This window comes from Izhakiella australiensis, assembly GCF_002006995.1.
Classification (GTDB): domain Bacteria; phylum Pseudomonadota; class Gammaproteobacteria; order Enterobacterales; family Enterobacteriaceae; genus Izhakiella; species Izhakiella australiensis.
Genome location: NZ_MRUL01000016.1, coordinates 44,346 through 63,309, shown reverse-complemented (window position 1 = coordinate 63,309; position 18,964 = coordinate 44,346). Strand labels below are relative to the sequence as shown.

Below are 18,964 nucleotides of genomic sequence, written 5' to 3'. Positions count from 1 at the left end.
TTATGTCTACTCTATTCCCGCTGCGGGTTGACGGCAAACTCGACCCGCTGCAGTCACTGCCGCACTATAAATCCGTTGCCGGCGATGGCGACAGCCCGTTGCCGCCGGGAACGCCGGTATTGCAGTCCGACAAGGTTTTTTCACCCGTGATGGTGATGAAACAGCAGGCGCTGAATCACAATCTGCGCAGCCTGGCAGACTGGTGTCGTGAGCAAGGCGTTTTACTGGCGGCCCACGGGAAAACCTCAATGGCGCCGGCTATTTTGCGCCAGGCGGTACAAAGCGGCGCCTGGGGACTCAGTGCCGCAACGCCTGCACAGGTTCGTGCATTGCGCCGCTTTGGCATTCGTAACCTGTTTCTTGCCAACGAGCTGGTTGACCCCGCGGGTATCCGCTGGATTGGCGACTGGCAACGTCAGCATCCCGATCAGGCCTTCCTCTGCTATGTTGATTCGCTACAGGGCGTACACATCCTGCAGGAAAATTTGCAGCAGAGCGGCGCGGTACTGGATGTGCTGCTGGAAACCTCAATAGTCGGCGGCCGTACCGGCTGCCGCACGCTGGAGGAAGCACTGGCAATTGCCCGCGCGGTGAAAAGCAGCGCCAACCTGAGGCTGGTAGGCGTTGCCGGCTATGAAGGCGCCGTTGCGGCGGGCCGGAGTGAACGGTCGCTACGCATTGTCAGCGATTACTGCCGCTGGATAGCCAGCCTTGCCGATAGCCTGGCAGCACAAAACTTATTTGCCACGCCGGAGATCATCCTCAGTGCCGGCGGCGGCGCCTGGTTTGACGTGGTAGTGGAAACCTTTAAATCCGCCCGGCCTGCGATCCCTGCGACCATTCTTATCCGCTCCGGCGCCTATATGGCACATGATGATGGCCTGTATGCGCGCATTGCTCCCTTCAGCCAGCCCGGCAGCGCAAAGCATTTTATCAGCGCGCTGGAAATCTGGGGACGGGTGTTATCCCGCCCGGAGCCGGGACTGGCGCTGCTTGATTTTGGCCGTCGAGACGCACCCTTCGATCAGGATATGCCCATCCCTCATCAGGTACGCCAGCGCGATGGCAGCACACCGCGTGAAGCAAGCGGCTATCGCATTAAGGATCTGAACGACCAGCATGCTTATCTGCAGCTGCCTGCCGACGACCCGCTTCAGCCGGGGGACTGGGTTGGGTGCGGTATTTCACATCCCTGCACCGCCTTTGATAAGTGGCGCTATATACCCCTTGTCGATGAGGACTACCGGACGGTCGACAGTATATTTACCGCGTTTTAACGCGATAAATGGCCCGATTCGCTATCCGATCGGGCCATTTATTTTTTGTCGTTGCCCTCGCGCGGAGCAGATTGCTTTTGCCATTCTTTCCGGCGGCTGTTATGAGTAACCACTGGCGCAGCCTGCCACATTCATCTTTTGACAGTTATCGACACCTCTCCGGGAAAAAAGTATGAAATTATTGCCGTTAGCCGCACTTTCTTTATTTGCCGTTGCTACCCTGGCGCAGGCGCAGGGCGAACTGCGTTTTGGCATCGATCCAACCTTCCCACCGTTTGAATCCAAAGCGCCTGACGGCAGCCCACAAGGCTTTGATGTTGATATCGGAAATGCTATCTGCGCCGTCGCGAAAGTTAAGTGCGTTTGGGTACAAACCAGCTATGACAGCATTATTCCGGCACTGCAGGCGAGAAAGTTTGACGCCATTCTCTCGGCGATGGCGATGACGGAAAAGCGGCGTAAGCAGGTCGCTTTCTCCGATATGGTATATAACACGCCCAGCGCACTGGTGGTGAAAAAGGGCAGTAATATTGAGCCGGATATTGAAGGGCTGAAAGGGAAAACCGTGGCGGTGGCCCAGGGCACGACCCAGGAAACCTACGCCCAGCAGGTTTGGCAGCCAAAAGGCATACAGGTAATTTCTTATCCCAATCAGGAAGAGATTTATCCGGACCTGATCGGCGGTCGGATTGATACCACGCTGACCAGCGCCGCTTCCGCCGAAACCGGTTTTTTAAAATCCCCACCGGGCGCAGACTATGCGCTAAGCAAAACCCGGCTTTACAGTAAAAAGTATTTTGGCGAGGGAGTGGGTATCGGCCTGCGTAAGGATGATAACGCCAATCTGAAGCTGATTAACGATGCGCTGGCGCAGCTGCACAAAGATGGCACCTACGACAAGATTGCTAAAAAATACTTTTCCTTCAACGTCTATCAGCGTCTGGATAAATAATCAGCGCCGTCTGCCAACCCAACGCCGTTGGCAGACGGTTATTTATCTTACTGACCACGCCTCCAGCAGCATCCATAGCGTGGTCGCCAGCAGTGACAGTGCCATCAGGATATTGAAAGCCTGGCGCTTTCTGCGATCCTGCAAATGCGCCCCCAGCCGATCGCCCATCCACGCCCAGAGGAGAATGCAGGGTAAATTAAGCATCATAAACCCCACGATGACCACGCCCAGGCTGCTCTGCGTACTGTATAGCAGGGCCACGTTGCTTAACATTACCCAGGCCTTAGGATTCACCAGTTGAAACAGCGTTGAGGCAACGACCCCCATCGGTCGCAGCTGGTGCTTCATCTGCGGCGCCCCGGAGCGTAAAATTTTGACGCTCAGCCATAGCAGATAGCAGCAGCCCAGCACGGTCAGCGGCAAGCGTAGTATCGCCATCCAGCGCAGCAGTTCATTAAGCACCAGCGAGAGCATCACCGTTTGCAGCACGCAGCCTAGCGTGATGCCGCTCAGCAGCGGCACCGTTCGCCTGAAGCCAAAATTGACCCCAGAGGTTGCCAGCAGCATGTTATTGGGGCCGGGCGTAATTGACATAACGGTAACGTAGCTGAAAAAGGAGGGATCGAGCATTGCCAGTATCCTGATGAATTAACGTATCTTCAGTCTACGATGTTGTTAACTTATGGTAACAGATTCAGAAAATAGTTATTGCATGGGGTACAAAAGTTGCCAGAAGATAACTGTAACCCACTGAGGAGCACACCACTGTGACCCTGTCTGATGAGCCCACTGAGCGTACCCGCTATCAACTACTGGCCGATACTTTCGCCCAGGCCATTCATCAGGGTACCTATCCTCCCGGTAGCCGTCTGCCAGCCATCCGACGCTGCGCGGCGCTGCACGCCGTCAGCATTAATACCGTACTTGCCGCCTGGCAGGTCCTGGAAGACCGGGGATTAATTGAATCGCGACCGCAGTCCGGTTATTTCGTACGCAGTATGCTTCCCGCGCCCCAGCCCATGCCTCGTCACCAGCCCAAAGTGCAATCCCCGGGCGGCGATAAGCTGGCGCTGATTGAAACGGTGTTCGCGGCGCAGAATCATCAGGATTACACCAATATTGCGCTTGCCTGCCCGCAGCACAGCGAGTTCTTTCCGGTGGCAAAACTGGCGCGCATCACTGCGTCGCTGCTGCGCAGGGACCCGCACCTGATTGGCCGCTATGCGCTACCTCCGGGAGACAACCGCCTGCGCCAGCAAATTTGTCGCCGGGCGATGGATCTCGGCATGCAGCTAACGCCGCAGGATGTGACCCTCACTCACGGATGCATGGAGGCGCTCCAGCTGGCGCTGCGCAGCGTGACCAGGCCGGGTGACTGCGTTGGGCTCGAAACGCCGGCATTTTTTTACTTTTTCCAGCTTATCGCCAGCCTCGGGCTGAAAGCGGTGGAGATCCCGACCGATCCGCAAACCGGGCTGTCGCTTGATGCCGTAGAAATGCTGATGCAAGAGGGGCGAATTCAGGCGCTGCTGGCGATGCCAACGGTGCAAAATCCGCTGGGTTGCAGCATGCCGGTCAGCAATAAGCGGCGGCTGGCAAAGCTGCTCAGCCAGTACCAGATACCGCTAATTGAAGATGGCTTGTATGCGGAGTTGCACCACGCCGGGCCGACGCCGGCGGTTAAGGCTTTCGATACCCACGGCTGGGTGCTGTACTGTACCAGCTTTACCAAAACCCTGGCCCCTGACTTTCGCGTCGGCTGGATTGCCGCCGGACGCTTTCATCAGCAGGTAGCACGGCTGAAAGCGGTATCTTCGCTGGCAGAGCCGGCATTGCTCACCGCGACGCTGGGCCATTTTCTGGAAAGCGGCGGCTACGACCATCATTTGCGCAGCCTGCGTCGCCGCTATCAGCACCAGATTGAAGAAGCGCGTGGGCTGATTGCTCTCCACTTCCCGCGCGGCACCCGCGCAACCAGGCCGGATGGCGGCTTTTTACTCTGGGTGGAGCTACCGCAACAGGTTGACAGCGTAGCGCTGTTTCACCGGCTGCTGCAGGAAAACATCTGCCTGACGCCGGGTCCGCTTTACAGCCTGAGTTCACGCTATGATAACGCGCTGCGGATCTCGACCTGCTTTCCCTTTGATGGGCGTTACGGCCAGGCAATCCAGCGTACCGGCCAGCTGGCCTGTGAAATGGCCGGGCTGCCAGCGGGCATTGATTAAGGCGTGCCGTTACGCCCCCACAGAGCAAAGTCCGCACGCTTAGTCAGGCGCTCATAGTAGGCACGTACGGCAGGAAGCGCATCATGTTCCAGCGGCGTTTCGTAAAAGCGGTTTACTGACAGGCCGACCGGAATATCGGCCAGGCTGAAGTCTTGTCCGGCTACGTAGGCCTGAGTGCGTTCCAGCTGCTGGTTGAGAATACCCATTACGTGGTTCCAGCCTTTGCAGGCAGCAGCCAGCAGCTTGGCATCCTGATGAGCGGGAGAGTGGCGGACTAATGACATAAAGGCGTAGCGCCAGGCGCTGTTCAGTTCGCAGGCCTGCCAGTCAATCCACTGATCAACGTGCGCGCGCTGGCGCGGATCGGCCGGATAAAGCCATTCAGCCTGACTGACATTAGCAAGATAGCGGATGATGGTATTGGATTCCCAGAGGACAAAATCATCCTGCTGAATAACGGGAATTTGTGCATTCGGGTTCAGCGCCATAAAAGCATCCTGTTGCAGGGACTTAAAACCCCGGCCCCAGTCCTCTCGCTGATAGGTTATATCCAGTTCATCGCAGGTCCAGAGAACCTTACGAACGTTGATTGAAGAAGCACGACCAAGAATTCGCAGCATAGTGATTCATCCTTAAAGATGAGGCCGGGTTATACCTATCGCGTTCTCACCCCGCCGACAATCTGACTATAGACAGTTTACTCGCTCAGGATTTATTTCACAGGAGGCAAAATGGCAACAACAGTGGCATTTAAGCAGGTGGACGTTTTCACATCCTCATCCTATAACGGCAATCCTCTGGCGGTGATCCTTGATGCGCGGAATCTGAGCGATGCCGAAATGCAAAGTATCGCCCGCTGGACCCATCTTTCAGAAACCACCTTTATACTGCCGCCCAGCCATCCTGAAGCGGATTACCAGGTGCGAATTTTCACCCCGGACACTGAGCTACCTTTTGCCGGCCATCCCACTCTTGGCAGCGCGCACGCCTTGCGCGAATCAGGTCTGACGCCCAAACGGCAGGGCATCATTATTCAGCAATGCGGGCTGGGATTAGTGACTTTGCATGAAGAGCCGGACGGTGCGCTGGCTTTCGCCGCGCCGCAGGCAATACTCACCCCCTTCGCCGATCATGCTCTGGTCAGGCAAGCGCTGGGCAGCAATGCGCTTCACGGTGAGCTGCCGGTTATGGCCGCCGATATGGGGATTCGCTGGCTGCTGGTGCCGCTTATTAGCGCCGACGCCGTACTGGCGCTGACCCCCGACACCGCCGCGTTTGCTCAGCTGGTAACCGCAGCCGGCGTGGACGGCGTGATGCCCTTTGGCCCGCTGAGCCAGGGCAGTGAAAAGTATGAAGTTCGGGGGCTGTTAATTGAAGGGGGATCGCTGACGGAAGACCCGGTCACCGGCAGCGCTAACGCCTGCCTCGCGCGCTATCTGGCAGAGCGGGGAGAACAGGTCGATTACCGCGTCCGACAGGGAACGGCGCTGCATCGCGCCGGTCGACTCAGCGTCAGCTGGCGCGAGGGGACGCCCTGGATCGGCGGACAGAGTGTGACGGTGATTGACGGTACCATCCGCCTGCCCGCCAGCGCGCGCTGAAGCCGGGAAAAGTACGTCGCCCGGCCAGCGGCTTATAGCACCATGCCGCCTGAAGCTTCGATACGCTGGCCGTTAATCCAGCCCGCTTCGTCGCTTAACAGCTGCGCAATGGCATTGCCAATATCATCGGCCTCGCCAGCGCGGCCCAGCGCGGTCATCGACGCAACCATCTTATTCACTTCGGGATTATCACGCACCATGCCGCCACTGAAGTCGGTGGCGATAGCGCCCGGCGCCAGCACGTTTACGCGGATCTGCCGTTCGCCCAGCTCGCGTGCCTGGTAGCGCGTCAGCACCTCAATCGCCCCCTTAACCGCGGCATAGGCACCTGAACCAGGCAGAGAAAAACGCGCCAGCCCGGAGGAGATATTCAGAATGCTACCGCCATCGTTGATTAACGGCAGCAGCTTCTGGGTCAGGAAAAAAGGCCCTTTAAAGTGCACGTTCACCATCTCATCAAACTGGGCTTCACTGGTTTCAATCAAAGGCACATGCAGCGAGGTTCCGGCATTGTTCAATAAATAGTCAAATCGCGCTCTCTGCCAGGTCGCTTCCAGCGCCGCTTTAACCCGTTCGGCAAAGGCGCTGAAGCTTTGACTGTCAGCCACATCCAGCTGCAGCGCGACGGCGCGGCGTCCCAGCGCGTTGATTTCCGTCACCAGAGAATCAGCCTGCTGCTGGCTGGCGTTAAAGGTAAAAATCACGTCAGTGCCTTTAGCCGCCAGCTTCAGCGCTGCATTACGCCCTAAACCGCGGCTGCCACCGGTAATCAGTGCTATTTTCTGCGTCATTATCTACTCCAGTCTCATTCGGTGAATATAAAACAAGCATATTACGTACAAATAAAATGATAAATTCTGCAAAATACGCTTCACTGTTTCATATATAAGAACAATGGGGATAACTTATGGATAAATTTCACGCAATGCAGGCGTTCGTGCGTATCGCTGAAATGGAAAGCTTCACCAAGGCCGCCGCCAGCATGGGCCTCCCCAAAGGGAGCGTGTCACGCCAAATGCAGGCGCTGGAAAATCAAATGGGAACCCGACTACTACAGCGTACTACCCGCCGGGTTCAGCTAACCCATGACGGCCGGATTTACTACGAGCGCTGTCGCGATCTGCTCGCCACCCTTGAGGAAATGGATGAACTGTTCAGACACGATCCGGCAACCCTAAGCGGTCGTTTACGGGTGGATATGCCAATCGGCCTGGCCAGCGAATTTGTTATTCCCGAGCTGCCGAAATTCTTGCAGCACTATCCCGGCATAGAGCTGGAGCTGAGCAGCAGCGATCATCGGGTGGATGTGATACGCGAGGGGTTTGACTGCGTAGTACGCGCAGGCGAGCTGGACGATTCTGGCCTGGTCGCGCGCCGGCTCGGCCATTTCCGCATGATAAATCTGGCCAGCCCTGACTATCTGGCCCGCTTCGGCATGCCGCTATCCCCCGACGATCTGTCGCAGCATGCAATGGTGCATTATAGCCAGACGCTGGGCGCCCCCCATGAAGGTTTTGAATTCTATGATGGTCGACAGTGTCATTATATTCAGACCGGCGGCGTTATTACGGTAAATAACAGCGTAACTTACCGCGCCGCCTGCATCGCGGGGTTGGGGATTATTCAGGTTCCCGCGGTAGGATTCCACCAGGCTCTGGAGGCTACCCAGGTCGTTGAGGTAATGCCGCGTTTTAGGGCGAAGCCCATGCCTCTGTCGCTGATTTATCCACATCGGCGCAATCTGGCCCGGCGCGTTCACGTTTTTATGGATTGGCTGAGTCAGTCATTAGAGAGGCACCTTGAGCGCTGAAGGCTATACTAGCTAAGAATATTACAGGCAAAGGAAAAAAGGTTTCATGACGGACAACCACAATCCTCCCCGTCCGCAGGAGAAAAACAGCGGCGACGCGCAGCCGCTGATCAATGTTAAGACCGGTAATAAAACCGTGGATAAATCCATTACCCGGTTTTCCTGCTTTGTCAGCTGGTTTCAGGCAATTCCAGCCGTGGCGCACTTTATACGCGCCGGTGAACGGTTTAACGATCGTCTGGGAAGCCAGTTCGGCGCCGCCATCACCTATTTTTCGTTTTTATCGCTGATTCCTATCCTGATGGTTTCATTCGCGGCGATCGGATTTGTTCTCGCCTCACATCCGGGCCTGCTGAACGAGCTGATTGATAAAATTGCTAACAACATCAGCGATCCGAATCTGGCCAATACCTTGAAAAACACGGTAAACACCGCGGTACAGCAGCGTACTACCGTCGGATTAACCGGACTGCTGGTCGCTCTCTACTCCGGCATTAGCTGGATGGGCAACCTGCGCGAAGCCATCCGCGCCCAGTCGCGCGATGTCTGGGAGCGCAAAGCGCAGGATCAGGAAAAATTCTGGCGTAAATATATCCGGGATTTCATCTCGCTAACCGGGCTGGTACTGGCGTTGATTATTACCTTGTCCCTCACCTCGGTGGCCGGTGCAGCGCAGAATGCTATCGTCACGGCGCTGGGGCTACAGTATATCGAATGGCTGAAACCGGCTATGACCCTGATTGCCACCAGCATCTCTATACTGGCCAACTACTTACTTTTCCTATGGATATTCTGGATATTACCCCGGCATAAACCGCGTAAAAAGGCGCTGTTTCGCGGCACGCTGCTGGCCGCGATTGGCTTTGAAGTGATTAAATTTGTTATGACGTTGACGCTGCCTAAACTGGCCACATCCCCTTCAGGCGCGGCGTTTGGTTCTGTCCTGGGGCTGATGGCCTTCTTTTACTTCTTTGCTCGCCTGACGCTGTTCTGCGCTGCCTGGATAGCCACCGCAGAGTACAAAGACGATAAGCCAGTCGAAGATCACCACCATCACCGTTAGTTTATTTTGCGGCGGCGGGCGCGCTGTTATGACCATATACCAGCGCGCAGCTATGGTCCTGAATCTCTTCAGCTGAAGCGCGATTGAGCGTCAACAGGTTGCGCTTAATGACCATAATTGCCCGGCGGCCATCATTCAGCGACGCAACGGCTATGCCATAGTGCCCCATCTCTTCCCAGGCGCCGGGAACGCCATTGGCCAGGTATATGAACGGGCTTTTACGGTTAAACTCATCGCGAGTTACGGTCCTTATCAGCCACTCATGCTGATCGAGCTTCTCTTTGCGCCAGCGGCTATCCAGCTGCGGCGCCAGGGCATCAAGCCGCTGGCGAATATCAGGTCGCAGGCAGGATATATGTATATGCAGCTGGTCTTGCGAACGCCCCCAGGGTGAATTCACGGCAAGGGAGAAAACAGCGCTGTTCAGCGGCTTGCCGTACAGCTCCTCGGCATAGTGGCGGGCATACCAGGCTTCAGCGAAAAAATTGGTTTTAGCAGGATGCAACAGCTGCGTACTTTCGATACCGCTGATGCGCTCGGTCGGCATCAGTAAAAACTGCAGGGGGCCATTGCGGTCCTTCATAACCACAAAGCCATTGCGTAAATCAACGTTCCGGCAGGGAGCAGGATTATGATGCTCCACCTGGTCTGGTATGCACTGTTGACTGATAATACGCCACAGCGCATCGGAGTTTTTATGAAACGTCAGTGCCTGAAAGCTGCCGGCGCCGATCGCTAACAGTATTACTATGCAAAATACAATGACTAAGGGCTTTCGTCCTTGCATCATAGTCACCTCTGGTAATCATTATCCACAATGTAATGGAACCAGAGGTGAAGATCATGCAAATCTTGTATCACGACTGAGATATTCTCTCACTCAGGCTTCATCACCTGATCATAGCTGCCGCCATCAGCGAAATGTGCTTTCTGCGCCTTTTCCCAGCCGCCGAACTTCTCCTCAATGGTAAACAGCTTCACCGGCGCAAACACATCAGCATATTTTTTGGCGATGGCCGGATCGCGAGGGCGGTAAAAGTTTTCCGCCGCAATGGCCTGACCTTCGGGCGAATAGAGGTATTTAAGGTAATCTTCCGCCACCTTACGCGTATCGCGCTGATCCACCACCTTATCCACTACGGAAACGGTAGGCTCAGCCAGAATAGATTCGCTTGGTGTCACAATTTCAAACTTGTCTTTACCGCCCGGCAGCTTATTTACCGCCATATAGGCTTCGTTTTCCCAGGCGATCAACACATCGCCCAGCCCGCGTTCCACAAAGGTATTGGTTGCGCCGCGGGCGCCGGAATCCTGCACGGTGACATTTTTAAACAGCGCGCGCACAAACTGCAGGGCCTTCTGCTGATCGCCGTGACTTTGGTCCAGAGCGTAACCCCAGGCAGCCAGATAATTCCAGCGGGCGCCGCCGGAAGTTTTCGGGTTTGGCGTAATGATTGATATGCCGGACCGGGTCAGATCGTTCCAGTCGTGGATCTGTTTTGGATTGCCCTTGCGTACCAGAAATACAATGGTGGAAGTGTATGGCGCGGAGTTTTCAGGCAGGCGCTTAATCCAGTTCTTATCAATGCGACCGCGTTCGGCAATCGCGTCGATGTCCGATTGTAATGCCAGGGTCACCACATCGGCGCGAATCCCGTTGATAACCGAGGTGGCCTGCTTACCTGAACCGCCGTGGGACTGGCGAATAGTGACATTATCACCGGTCTCTTTTTTATAGTGCGCGGAGAACGCCTTATTGTATTGATCGTACAATTCGCGCGTCGGGTCATATGAAACGTTCAGCAACTCAATATCTTTCGCCAGCACGCTGCCAGAGGCCAGCAGCAGGATGGCACCTACACTCCACTTTTTCATTCTAACGCTCTCCAGGGTAATGACTCAGGAGAGCGTGACATAGGCCTATCCAAATTTTAAAGAATTAAAAATAAAAGGTAATAACTTTATGGAATATATGAAGCGATAAAAAAGGCGCTGAAAGCAGCGCCTGAACAAATCAGTAAAGCCTTTTTGCCATTTCCAACCAGTCGCTTTTGAACGGACGCTTCATATTTTCAATTGCGTCGATGATGTCGTGATGCACCATCTTCTCATTCTGAATACCGACGCAGCGGCCGCCGTAGCCTTGCAGCAGCAGCTCGATGGAATAGGTTCCCATCCGCGAGGCCAGAATGCGGTCATAGGCCACCGGCGCGCCGCCGCGCTGAATATGCCCGAGGACCGTTGAGCGAGTCTCGCGCTTGGTTTCAGTTTCAATATAGTGGGCCAGTTCGTCGATATCGCAGATATGCTCGGTAATCGCGACGATCGCATGCTTTTTGCCTTTAGCAATGCCGGCTTTGATCTCCGCCAGCAGCTCTTCACGGGTATAAGGCGTTTCCGGCAGCACAATAAACTCACAGCCGCCGGCAATCGCTGCCGCGAGGGTCAGATCGCCGCAGTAGCGTCCCATGACTTCGACAATGGAAATACGCTGGTGAGAAGACGACGTGTCACGCAGGCGGTCGATCGCCTCGACCACGGTTTCCAGCGCGGTGAAATAACCAATGGTGTAATCGGTACCGGCGACGTCATTATCAATGGTGCCTGGCAGGCCAATGCAGGGGAAACCCATTTCAGTCAGGCGCTTTGCTCCCATATAAGAGCCATCGCCACCGATAACGACCAGCGCATCAATGCCACGCTTTTTCATGTTATCAATGGCTACCGCGCGCACTTCTTCATTACGGAATTCAGGAAAACGCGCAGACCCCAGAAAGGTGCCGCCGCGGTTGATCATGTCAGAAACGCTGTAGCGGTCCAGATTGATCATCCGATCTTCGTATAAGCCAAGATAGCCATCATAAATGCCAAAAACTTCCAGTCCTTCACCCAGCGCCGCTCGCACCACGCCACGAATAGCGGCATTCATCCCGGGAGCGTCGCCGCCGCTTGTCAGTACACCGATTTTTTTGATCATGACAACCTCTGAACTATTAAAGCTAATTGAATTCCTGGCCGGCAAAACCGCTGGAGACAATCGTAACGTTACAACCGGCATAAGACTATTGATGGCTATAGTATATCAAAGACCTTGTGCTGAATTGATTCAGGTCAGACAACATCAGGCTATTATTTTTTACATATTAACATGAGCGCCCGCGAATTCCCGCTTCGATTGTCTCTTCAGTACGTTATAACTCATATTGCCCCTGGCGATCGAGCGGCACCACCGAGCAGGGATCGATATGGATAATGATATCCGAACCGGGAAACTTCCTTAACAACGCCTGCTCCATCTGATCGGCAACCAGGTGCGCATCAACCAACGCCAGACTATCGTTCATTTCCAAATGCAGCTGAATAAAACGCGTCGGTCCTGACATTCTGGTGCGTAACTCGTGCGCGCCATCAATACCGGGCCAGGCCGACACAATGGCGATAATCTCCTGGCGCTCTTCGTCGGGCAGGGCGCGATCGAGTAACGCCTGCACGGCCTCATGCCCCATACGCAAAGCGCAGTAGAGAATATAGACGCCAATTCCTAACGCGAACAGCGCATCGGCTCGCAGGAAACCATACCAGCTCAGCACTAATGCTATCAGAATCGCACCGTTCATCATCACATCTGCCTGATAATGCAACATATCAGCACGTACCACCTGACTGCGCGTTTTTCGGACCACCCAACGCTGGAAAGTAACCAATATCACCGTACTAAACAGTGCAACCAGCGTTACGATAACGCCAAAACCAGCGCCTTGCATTGGTTGAGGTTCAACCAGGTGCTTAAAGCCGGTCAGAAATAAGAAAAGCGCAGAGCCGGAAATAAACATGCTTTGCGCCAGCGCGGCCAGCGATTCGGCTTTACCGTGACCGAAGCTATGCTCCTCATCGGCCGGCTGAAGGGAATAACGCACCACCAGCAGATTAGTCAGCGACGCTGCAATATCCACTAACGAATCGACCAGAGACGCCAGCAGGCTGACCGACCCGGTATACCACCAAGCGAAAATTTTTATCAGTAGTAACGCCAGCGCCATCACCGTGGCCGCTAAAGCTGCGCGGCTGACCAGACGTCCGTATTGTTGATCCATGGATAACATCTCTGATTTATAAGATCTCTTAAACTACAATTCTAACAGGAAAACCGGTGGCTACTCTTTGTCAGATATAACGCCGATTGCAACGCGGCGGCGCGAATCTGCCCCGGTTTCTGTCCCGTTAAGCCGTGAGCTGCCCCGCTAATCTATTAAGCGGCTGGAGGAACCCGGTCCGCGTCACCCAACGCAGTAAAAACCAGGAGCAAGCCGCCTTTTCATCGCCCTGTTGATACGAAACAGGCTTTCTATCACGCAGCGCTCAAACTGCTGGCAAACAAAACCAGACTGATACGCATAAGGCTGCGACACAGATTGTTCAACACGCCAGATCAATGACATGCGTTATCTACCTGATGGGCGGGTTTACCTGCGCTGAGGCTGAGGCTGAGGCTGAGGCTGAGGCTGAGGCTGAGGCTGAGGCTGAGGCTGAGGCTGAGGCTGAGGCTGAGGCTGAGGCTGAGGCTGAGGCTGAGGCTGAGGCTGAGTAGGGCAGGTCATACATGATGCTTAAAATGACCGCCAGCATTATTTATCGTCATTTATCGCCGTCAGGCTTTACATGACAAATTAATCATACTGGCGGTAACTGTTTCATCGCTGCAGACGTAGAGCCGCGAGCGACATCGTTTTTATTAACCGTATTTACGGGCAAACTTTTCGTCGGACATGCACAGATAAATGATGAATTCGATAAAGGCAATGATTGCCGGGATAGCCGTCCAGAAAAAGAGCAGATACAAAATACCCAGCCCCACCTGCCCCAGATAAAACTTATGAACGCCAAATCCACCGAGGAAGAATGCCAGTAACGCAGCGGCTATTTTGCTTTTACGGCCTTCAGGATACTGCACTGCGCCGCAGTTCGGGCAGGTTCTGGCCGTGCTATGGAGCGTTTTTCCGCATCCCCGACAAAAAACCATTTCAGACATACTTATCCCACCAATCTGTACCCATATTCGAGGTCATTATAATATCGCTAAACTATCACTATTGGGAAGGTGCCAGGAAAACGATATTCCCCCTTCAACGCTGATGATTTGATGAGGCAGTACGGTAATTCTTTGATAAAAAAAACCCGCCATCAAGGCGGGGCTGCACACTGCATTACTTCCATCCGCAGGCTTTTTGCAGTGGTTTCAATGCCTCTGACAGACCAGCCAGATCAAACGTCGCATTTACAGGGCTTTCGTTGTATGGCGTGATCTGAGTGAACATTACGTTAGCTTGGCTTAGAGACTTAACAAACTCGATCACATTCCCACGATAAAAGATCGCTTTAGTATCGCTGGAGATATCCCAGCGCTTTGTTTTTGCTTTCTGTTTATCTAAACGAAATAGCATTTGCGTTTCGTTCAGCCCCAGATAGGTATCCCAGTTGATAAATAACTCCGTTTTCTTCTCCCGGCATGTAATGTAGAGATCTGGGGTAATCGACTCGCCAAAGTTAGAGCGGAAAGAATCATTAGCAGAAAGGCTAACAAAAACATTTTCTGAATCATCTATCGGTGAAGTTTTCGTCAATACTTGCCATTTTCCGACACCAACTACGGGTTTCGCCTCTTCGGCGGCTTTCGGTGGGAAAATATTATCGTAACAAGCTAAACGCGCATCATTCTTTGCTTCGAATTTGCATTTCATTAATGCGTCATTGTTAATATCGACTTTAACTGATTCCGCCGCATACGCTGTTGATACAGCAGAAGAGCACAGCGCCAGAGCAATGGTTATCTTTTTCATGCCATTACCTTTTATGATTTCGGGCGAGTTAAGAAAACAAACATTCCAATAATGATATCGCCAATAACCCAGATGGTTCCAAGCATCATCATCCCCAGCCCGGTACCAATTGCGGCCCCAATCCGTTCTGCATCTGAGGCTGCGTCATTGATAACGTCACTACTGTCACCAATTCCGGTAAAAAGGCAATAGATCATAAAGATGTTAAACAGGATAAATACCTATTTAACGATTCGGCCAAAAAATGAGCGCTTCAGCTTTCTGACCTGATGGCCGCAAGACGGACATTTAAACGCTGAATCACTAATTTCTTTACTGCATTCCGGGCAGTTTACTAATGCCATTTTCCTAAACTCCATTTACAGGATTACATAACTGCCATAAAGCCTATCAGTTGATTTTGTTTGGATAAATAAAAATTAACCCGCCATACAAACGGGCCAGAGCGTTAACAAATTCCATGTTTTTGCACAGGGTTCTCAGACTGCTTACATAGGCGGCTTTAAGTTACAGCAGATCGCAAGAAAGTTGGCGAAGAACAGCGGCGATTTGTGCCGTAGTAACAGCACCCGTAGCGGCTGAAACGGTCAATTCTTCCAGCTCATTGCCTTCATCACGAATCCGAATCCCGTTACGGTTTAAAAATGCCACCGCGACAAAAAAAGCAGTACGTTTATTGCCATCATTGAAAATATGCCCACGAGCAATTGCAATAAGATACATAGCTGCAAGCTCATGAATATCCTCAACACCTTCATAATAAAGCTGATTCTGAACCCGATAAATAATCGCCTCTGCTCTTCCCGGTTCTGGCATTCCCTGAACGCCCGTCAAAACTGTAAGCAGGCGCTCATGGAATGCTATCACCTCCTGAGCGCTAATCCATTTCATCTGTCGGCCAGCGCCTTAATGGTACGATCGTGTCGTCCCATAATTTCGGCAAACTCAGCATCCAGCTTAGCTTCCTGCCACGCGTTGAAATCATCGCGGCTGATAAGCACAGCGGCAGAGCCATCGCGGCGGGTTATTTCTACAGGCTCACCAGCCGTAGCCGCCTCCATTACCTCAGCAATATTTTGACGGGCCTGAGATGTGGTATAGGTTCGCATATAGCCTCCTTTAATGTACATTTAAAATGTACAACACAGACGTACAATAGACAATAATAAACCTATAACCTCGCATCAACTACACTAAGCGCCACCATGATGCCAGCCTGTCAGCAGATGGGCGCGCTGCATATTTTGCGCTTAATACGGCGCCGATCGTTGTAATCTTTTCCAGTACACATGCAGCGTTAGATCCATTTTGCAGCAGCTTAAGGCGGATGAAGGGAGGATTGATTTGATGAGGCAGTACGGTAATTCTTTGATAAAAAAAACCCCGCCATCAAGGCGGGGGAAGACAGGGATGTGTCTATGGCAAGGAAAACAGGGATACTATGTTACTGGTTACTACTTTACTGATTACTACTTACTGCATGCAGCGAAGTAACCTGCTGCCTCTCGCTCAGCTCGCGCAGTTCGTTCATGCGCTGCTGATGATTCCGTTCTAAAATCGCTCGTTGCGTCGGCGTCAATTGCCGATACATCTGATGCCGTACCCGGGCAAATTCAAGCTGTCTTTCAACTTCGGCTTGGGCTATTTTCTCTAACTCCGCACGGTAGGCCGCTTCATTAAACGGGTCTGCCGTGATTAATTCATGCAGTGTTTCCAAATCATTAACGCTGACGGAAGCCTGCTCATGCCTGGTCTGCTGCATCAGGTCGCGCATCCTTTGACGCTGCGGCTCCGTCAGTTGAATGCCATCAAACATGTGATTTCGTGGAAATTGCGTCATACTGCCTGTCGTCATTCCACGATATTGTTGAAGCATCCCATCACTCGTCGTAACGTTTGCAGCCAGAGTGACAGAGCAACCAACCATCAGCGGTAAAACCGTAACGACGGCGGTAACTGTGCGCATCGTTTACTCCTGGTTAGTCGCTGTATTTCGTTAGTACGAGATTCAGTCTACGAGGCCAGCTGCAAACATGCGTCAGGGGGTGTAAAACTAAGTAAAGTGATAGGATGACCGCATTTGTTCAAGGTATTTTGCCTGCGGAGGGCAAGAAAAGATGAATAAAATCCTGTTGGTTGACGATGACCGCGAACTGACTTCGCTTTTGAAAGAACTGCTGGAAATGGAAGGCTTTAACGTCGTGGTTGCCGGTGACGGTGAACAGGCGCTGAGTCTGCTGGACAGCTCAATTGATTTATTATTACTCGACGTCATGATGCCGAAAAAGAACGGTATTGATACGTTAAAAGAACTACGCCAGCAGCATCAAACCCCGGTGATTATGCTGACAGCACGCGGTAGCGAACTGGATCGCGTTCTGGGGCTGGAATTGGGTGCCGATGATTATTTACCTAAACCCTTTAATGACCGCGAGCTGGTAGCCCGCATCCGCGCCATTTTACGGCGTTCACACTGGAGTGAGCAGCAACAGCAGCACGATGCCAGCTCTCCAACGCTCGAAGTGGATTTACTGCGCCTTAATCCCGGCCGCCAGGAGGCTAGCTTCGACGATCAAACGCTTGAGCTGACCGGAACCGAATTTACCCTGCTCTATCTGCTGGCTCAGCACCTTGGGCAGGTGGTTTCACGCGAGCATTTGAGCCAGGAAGTATTGGGTAAACGTCTGACGCCTTTCGATCGTGCTATCGATATGCACATATCCAATTTGCGCCGCAAATTGCCCGATCGTAGAGACGGCCATCCCTGGTTTAAAACCCTACGTGGACGTGGATATCTGATGGTTTCAGTCGCATGATTTCAAGTCTCACCACGCGTATCTTCGCCATTTTCTGGCTAACGCTGGCACTGGTGCTGATGCTGGTATTGATGCTGCCCAAGCTTGACTCTCGCCAGATGACACCGCTGCTCGATAGCGAGCAGCGGCAGGGTTTGATGATTGAACAGCACGTTGAAACTGAGCTGCGGCAGGACCCGCCGAATGACCTGATGTGGTGGAAACGCCTGTTCCGGGCCATCGATAAATGGGCACCGCCCGGCCAGCGCTTGCTTCTGGTCACCAGCGAAGGCCGGGTTCTTGGCGCTCAACACAGCGAAATGCAGGTTATCCGTAACTTTATCGGCCAGTCCGACAATGCCGATCACCCGCAAAAGAAAAAATACGGCCGCGTCGAAATGCTGGGACCGTTTTCGGTGCGCGATGGCGAAGACAATTACCAACTCTACCTGATTCGTCCGGCCAGCAGTTCACAGCTCGACTTTATTAACCTGCTGTTCGACCGCCCGCTGTTGCTACTGATGGTTACCATGTTAATCAGCGCGCCGCTGCTACTGTGGCTCGCCTGGAGCCTGGCAAAGCCAGCACGCAAGCTAAAATTTGCCGCCGATGAAGTCGCCAGCGGTAACCTGCGCCAGCACCCTGAGCTGGAATCAGGCCCGCAGGAGTTTCTCGCAGCAGGTTCCAGCTTCAACCAAATGATCAGCGCGCTGGAACGCATGATGTCCGCTCAGCAGCGCCTGCTTTCTGATATATCTCATGAGCTGCGCACGCCTCTGACCCGACTGCAGCTGGCAACCGCATTGATGCGTCGCCGCTTTGGCGAGGGAAAAGAGCTGGAGCGTATTGAAACCGAAGCGCAGCGTCTGGATGGCATGATCAACGATCTGCTGGTGCTATCCCGCACCCAACATAAAAATGCGCTGATCAGCGAAGCGATCAAGGCTAATCATCTCTGGGAAGACGTACTGGATAATGCCAGTTTTGAAGCTGAACAAATGGGTAAGAAGCTGGACGTCCCTTATCCGCCTGGCCCCTGGCCGCTATACGGTAATCCCAATGCGCTGGAAAGTGCGCTGGAAAACATCGTACGTAATGCGCTGCGTTATTCTCATAGCCACATATCGGTAAGCTTCTCGGTAGACAATCAGGGGATCACCATTCATGTTGATGATGATGGCCCTGGCGTCAGCGAAGAAGATCGCGAGCAGATTTTCCGCCCCTTTTACCGTACTGACGAAGCGCGCGATCGCGCATCCGGCGGCACGGGCCTGGGGCTGGCAATTGTAGAGACCGCCATTCAGCAGCATAACGGCTGGGTCAGAGCAGACGACAGCCCGCTTGGCGGCCTGCGCCTGACCCTCTGGCTGCCGTTGTACAACAAGCGCGTTTAATTTGCTATTC

At 53.4% G+C, this 18,964-nt stretch carries 21 protein-coding genes and 1 pseudogene; 9 read left to right on the top strand and 13 right to left on the bottom strand.

All coding sequences use genetic code 11. The features are described 5' to 3' along the window. Positions 1-2 precede the first annotated feature (2 nt). Positions 3-1,277 (top strand): alanine racemase, encoded by a 1,275-nt coding sequence (locus tag BTJ39_RS18610; RefSeq protein ID WP_078004189.1) that lies wholly within the window; start codon positions 3-5, stop codon positions 1,275-1,277. Between the two features lie 172 nt (positions 1,278-1,449). Then, a complete protein-coding gene (locus BTJ39_RS18605; protein WP_078004186.1) occupies positions 1,450-2,229 on the top strand; it encodes an ABC transporter substrate-binding protein in 780 nt (259 codons plus the stop codon). 42 nt (positions 2,230-2,271) lie between these two features. Here BTJ39_RS18605 and BTJ39_RS18600 read toward each other — a convergent pair whose 3' ends face one another. Next, on the bottom strand, positions 2,272-2,859 hold the full coding sequence (locus BTJ39_RS18600; RefSeq protein WP_078004184.1) for a LysE family translocator: 588 nt from the start codon (positions 2,857-2,859) through the stop codon (positions 2,272-2,274). 143 nt (positions 2,860-3,002) lie between these two features. On the opposite strand from BTJ39_RS18600, the gene BTJ39_RS18595 reads away from it, so the two are divergent. Beyond that, positions 3,003-4,454, top strand: a complete 1,452-nt coding sequence (locus BTJ39_RS18595; protein ID WP_078004256.1) for an aminotransferase-like domain-containing protein — start codon at positions 3,003-3,005, stop codon at positions 4,452-4,454. Here the strand turns inward: BTJ39_RS18595 and BTJ39_RS18590 are convergent. Continuing rightward, positions 4,451-5,074: a glutathione S-transferase family protein gene (locus tag BTJ39_RS18590; RefSeq protein ID WP_078004183.1), complete on the bottom strand. Its 624-nt coding sequence runs from the start codon at positions 5,072-5,074 to the stop codon at positions 4,451-4,453. The two genes, BTJ39_RS18595 and BTJ39_RS18590, sit on opposite strands and share 4 nt — an antisense overlap. A 111-nt stretch (positions 5,075-5,185) precedes the next feature. Here BTJ39_RS18590 and BTJ39_RS18585 point away from each other — a divergent pair, with 111 nt between their 5' ends. After that, on the top strand, positions 5,186-6,055 hold the full coding sequence (locus BTJ39_RS18585) for a PhzF family phenazine biosynthesis protein (protein WP_078004181.1): 870 nt from the start codon (positions 5,186-5,188) through the stop codon (positions 6,053-6,055). Between the two features lie 32 nt (positions 6,056-6,087). Here the strand turns inward: BTJ39_RS18585 and BTJ39_RS18580 are convergent, their stop codons facing one another. After that, positions 6,088-6,846 carry an SDR family NAD(P)-dependent oxidoreductase gene (locus BTJ39_RS18580; RefSeq protein ID WP_078004180.1) on the bottom strand — a complete coding sequence of 253 codons (759 nt, stop codon included), beginning with the start codon at positions 6,844-6,846 and terminating at the stop codon, positions 6,088-6,090. A gap of 116 nt (positions 6,847-6,962) precedes the next feature. On the opposite strand from BTJ39_RS18580, the gene BTJ39_RS18575 reads away from it, so the two are divergent. Next, the gene (locus BTJ39_RS18575; protein WP_078004179.1) at positions 6,963-7,865 is read left to right on the top strand and encodes a LysR family transcriptional regulator; all 903 of its coding nucleotides are present in this window, start codon (positions 6,963-6,965) and stop codon (positions 7,863-7,865) included. A gap of 46 nt (positions 7,866-7,911) precedes the next feature. Continuing rightward, positions 7,912-8,928, top strand: coding sequence for an inner membrane protein YhjD (gene yhjD, locus BTJ39_RS18570; protein WP_078004178.1), 1,017 nt, complete (start codon positions 7,912-7,914; stop codon positions 8,926-8,928). 1 nt (position 8,929) lies between these two features. Here yhjD and BTJ39_RS18565 read toward each other — a convergent pair whose 3' ends face one another. The 4 genes from BTJ39_RS18565 to fieF all read right to left on the bottom strand — a co-directional run bounded on the left by BTJ39_RS18565 (position 8,930) and on the right by fieF (position 13,022). Further along, positions 8,930-9,715 carry a CDP-diacylglycerol diphosphatase gene (locus BTJ39_RS18565; RefSeq protein WP_078004255.1) on the bottom strand — a complete coding sequence of 262 codons (786 nt, stop codon included), beginning with the start codon at positions 9,713-9,715 and terminating at the stop codon, positions 8,930-8,932. Positions 9,716-9,804: 89 nt separating this feature from the next. After that, positions 9,805-10,803, bottom strand: coding sequence for a sulfate ABC transporter substrate-binding protein (locus BTJ39_RS18560; RefSeq protein ID WP_078004177.1), 999 nt, complete (start codon positions 10,801-10,803; stop codon positions 9,805-9,807). Positions 10,804-10,942: 139 nt separating this feature from the next. Further along, positions 10,943-11,905 carry a 6-phosphofructokinase gene (pfkA, locus tag BTJ39_RS18555; protein WP_078004176.1) on the bottom strand — a complete coding sequence of 321 codons (963 nt, stop codon included), beginning with the start codon at positions 11,903-11,905 and terminating at the stop codon, positions 10,943-10,945. Between the two features lie 214 nt (positions 11,906-12,119). After that, entirely contained in the window at positions 12,120-13,022 is a 903-nt protein-coding gene (fieF, locus tag BTJ39_RS18550) for a CDF family cation-efflux transporter FieF (protein ID WP_078004175.1), read from the bottom strand. Positions 13,023-13,381: 359 nt separating this feature from the next. Between fieF and BTJ39_RS25300 the strand changes: the two genes are divergently transcribed. Then, on the top strand, positions 13,382-13,516 hold the full coding sequence (locus BTJ39_RS25300; protein WP_277869782.1) for a hypothetical protein: 135 nt from the start codon (positions 13,382-13,384) through the stop codon (positions 13,514-13,516). A 144-nt stretch (positions 13,517-13,660) separates the two neighbouring features. On the opposite strand, the gene BTJ39_RS18545 is transcribed toward BTJ39_RS25300, so the two are convergent. The 6 genes and pseudogenes from BTJ39_RS18545 to cpxP all read right to left on the bottom strand — a co-directional run bounded on the left by BTJ39_RS18545 (position 13,661) and on the right by cpxP (position 16,731). Then, entirely contained in the window at positions 13,661-13,957 is a 297-nt protein-coding gene (locus BTJ39_RS18545; RefSeq protein ID WP_078004174.1) for a TM2 domain-containing protein, read from the bottom strand. Between the two features lie 175 nt (positions 13,958-14,132). Then, the gene (locus BTJ39_RS18540) at positions 14,133-14,765 is read right to left on the bottom strand and encodes a type VI secretion system-associated protein TagO (RefSeq protein WP_078004173.1); all 633 of its coding nucleotides are present in this window, start codon (positions 14,763-14,765) and stop codon (positions 14,133-14,135) included. An 11-nt stretch (positions 14,766-14,776) separates the two neighbouring features. Further along, a pseudogene (locus tag BTJ39_RS25185) lies at positions 14,777-15,109 on the bottom strand (TFIIB-type zinc ribbon-containing protein). 163 nt (positions 15,110-15,272) lie between these two features. Continuing rightward, positions 15,273-15,656, bottom strand: a complete 384-nt coding sequence (locus BTJ39_RS18530) for a type II toxin-antitoxin system death-on-curing family toxin (protein WP_078004172.1) — start codon at positions 15,654-15,656, stop codon at positions 15,273-15,275. Then, complete coding sequence (locus BTJ39_RS18525; RefSeq protein WP_078004171.1) at positions 15,653-15,874, bottom strand: type II toxin-antitoxin system Phd/YefM family antitoxin; 222 nt, start codon at positions 15,872-15,874, stop codon at positions 15,653-15,655. Before BTJ39_RS18525 ends, BTJ39_RS18530 begins: the two co-directional genes overlap by 4 nt. Before the next feature lie 350 nt (positions 15,875-16,224). Continuing rightward, positions 16,225-16,731 (bottom strand): cell-envelope stress modulator CpxP, encoded by a 507-nt coding sequence (cpxP, locus tag BTJ39_RS18520; RefSeq protein ID WP_078004170.1) that lies wholly within the window; start codon positions 16,729-16,731, stop codon positions 16,225-16,227. 151 nt (positions 16,732-16,882) lie between these two features. Between cpxP and cpxR the strand changes: the two genes are divergently transcribed. Then, positions 16,883-17,581 (top strand): envelope stress response regulator transcription factor CpxR, encoded by a 699-nt coding sequence (gene cpxR / locus BTJ39_RS18515; protein WP_078004169.1) that lies wholly within the window; start codon positions 16,883-16,885, stop codon positions 17,579-17,581. Then, positions 17,578-18,954: an envelope stress sensor histidine kinase CpxA gene (cpxA, locus tag BTJ39_RS18510; protein WP_078004168.1), complete on the top strand. Its 1,377-nt coding sequence runs from the start codon at positions 17,578-17,580 to the stop codon at positions 18,952-18,954. Before cpxR ends, cpxA begins: the two co-directional genes overlap by 4 nt. The last annotated feature ends 10 nt before the right edge of the window (positions 18,955-18,964 follow it).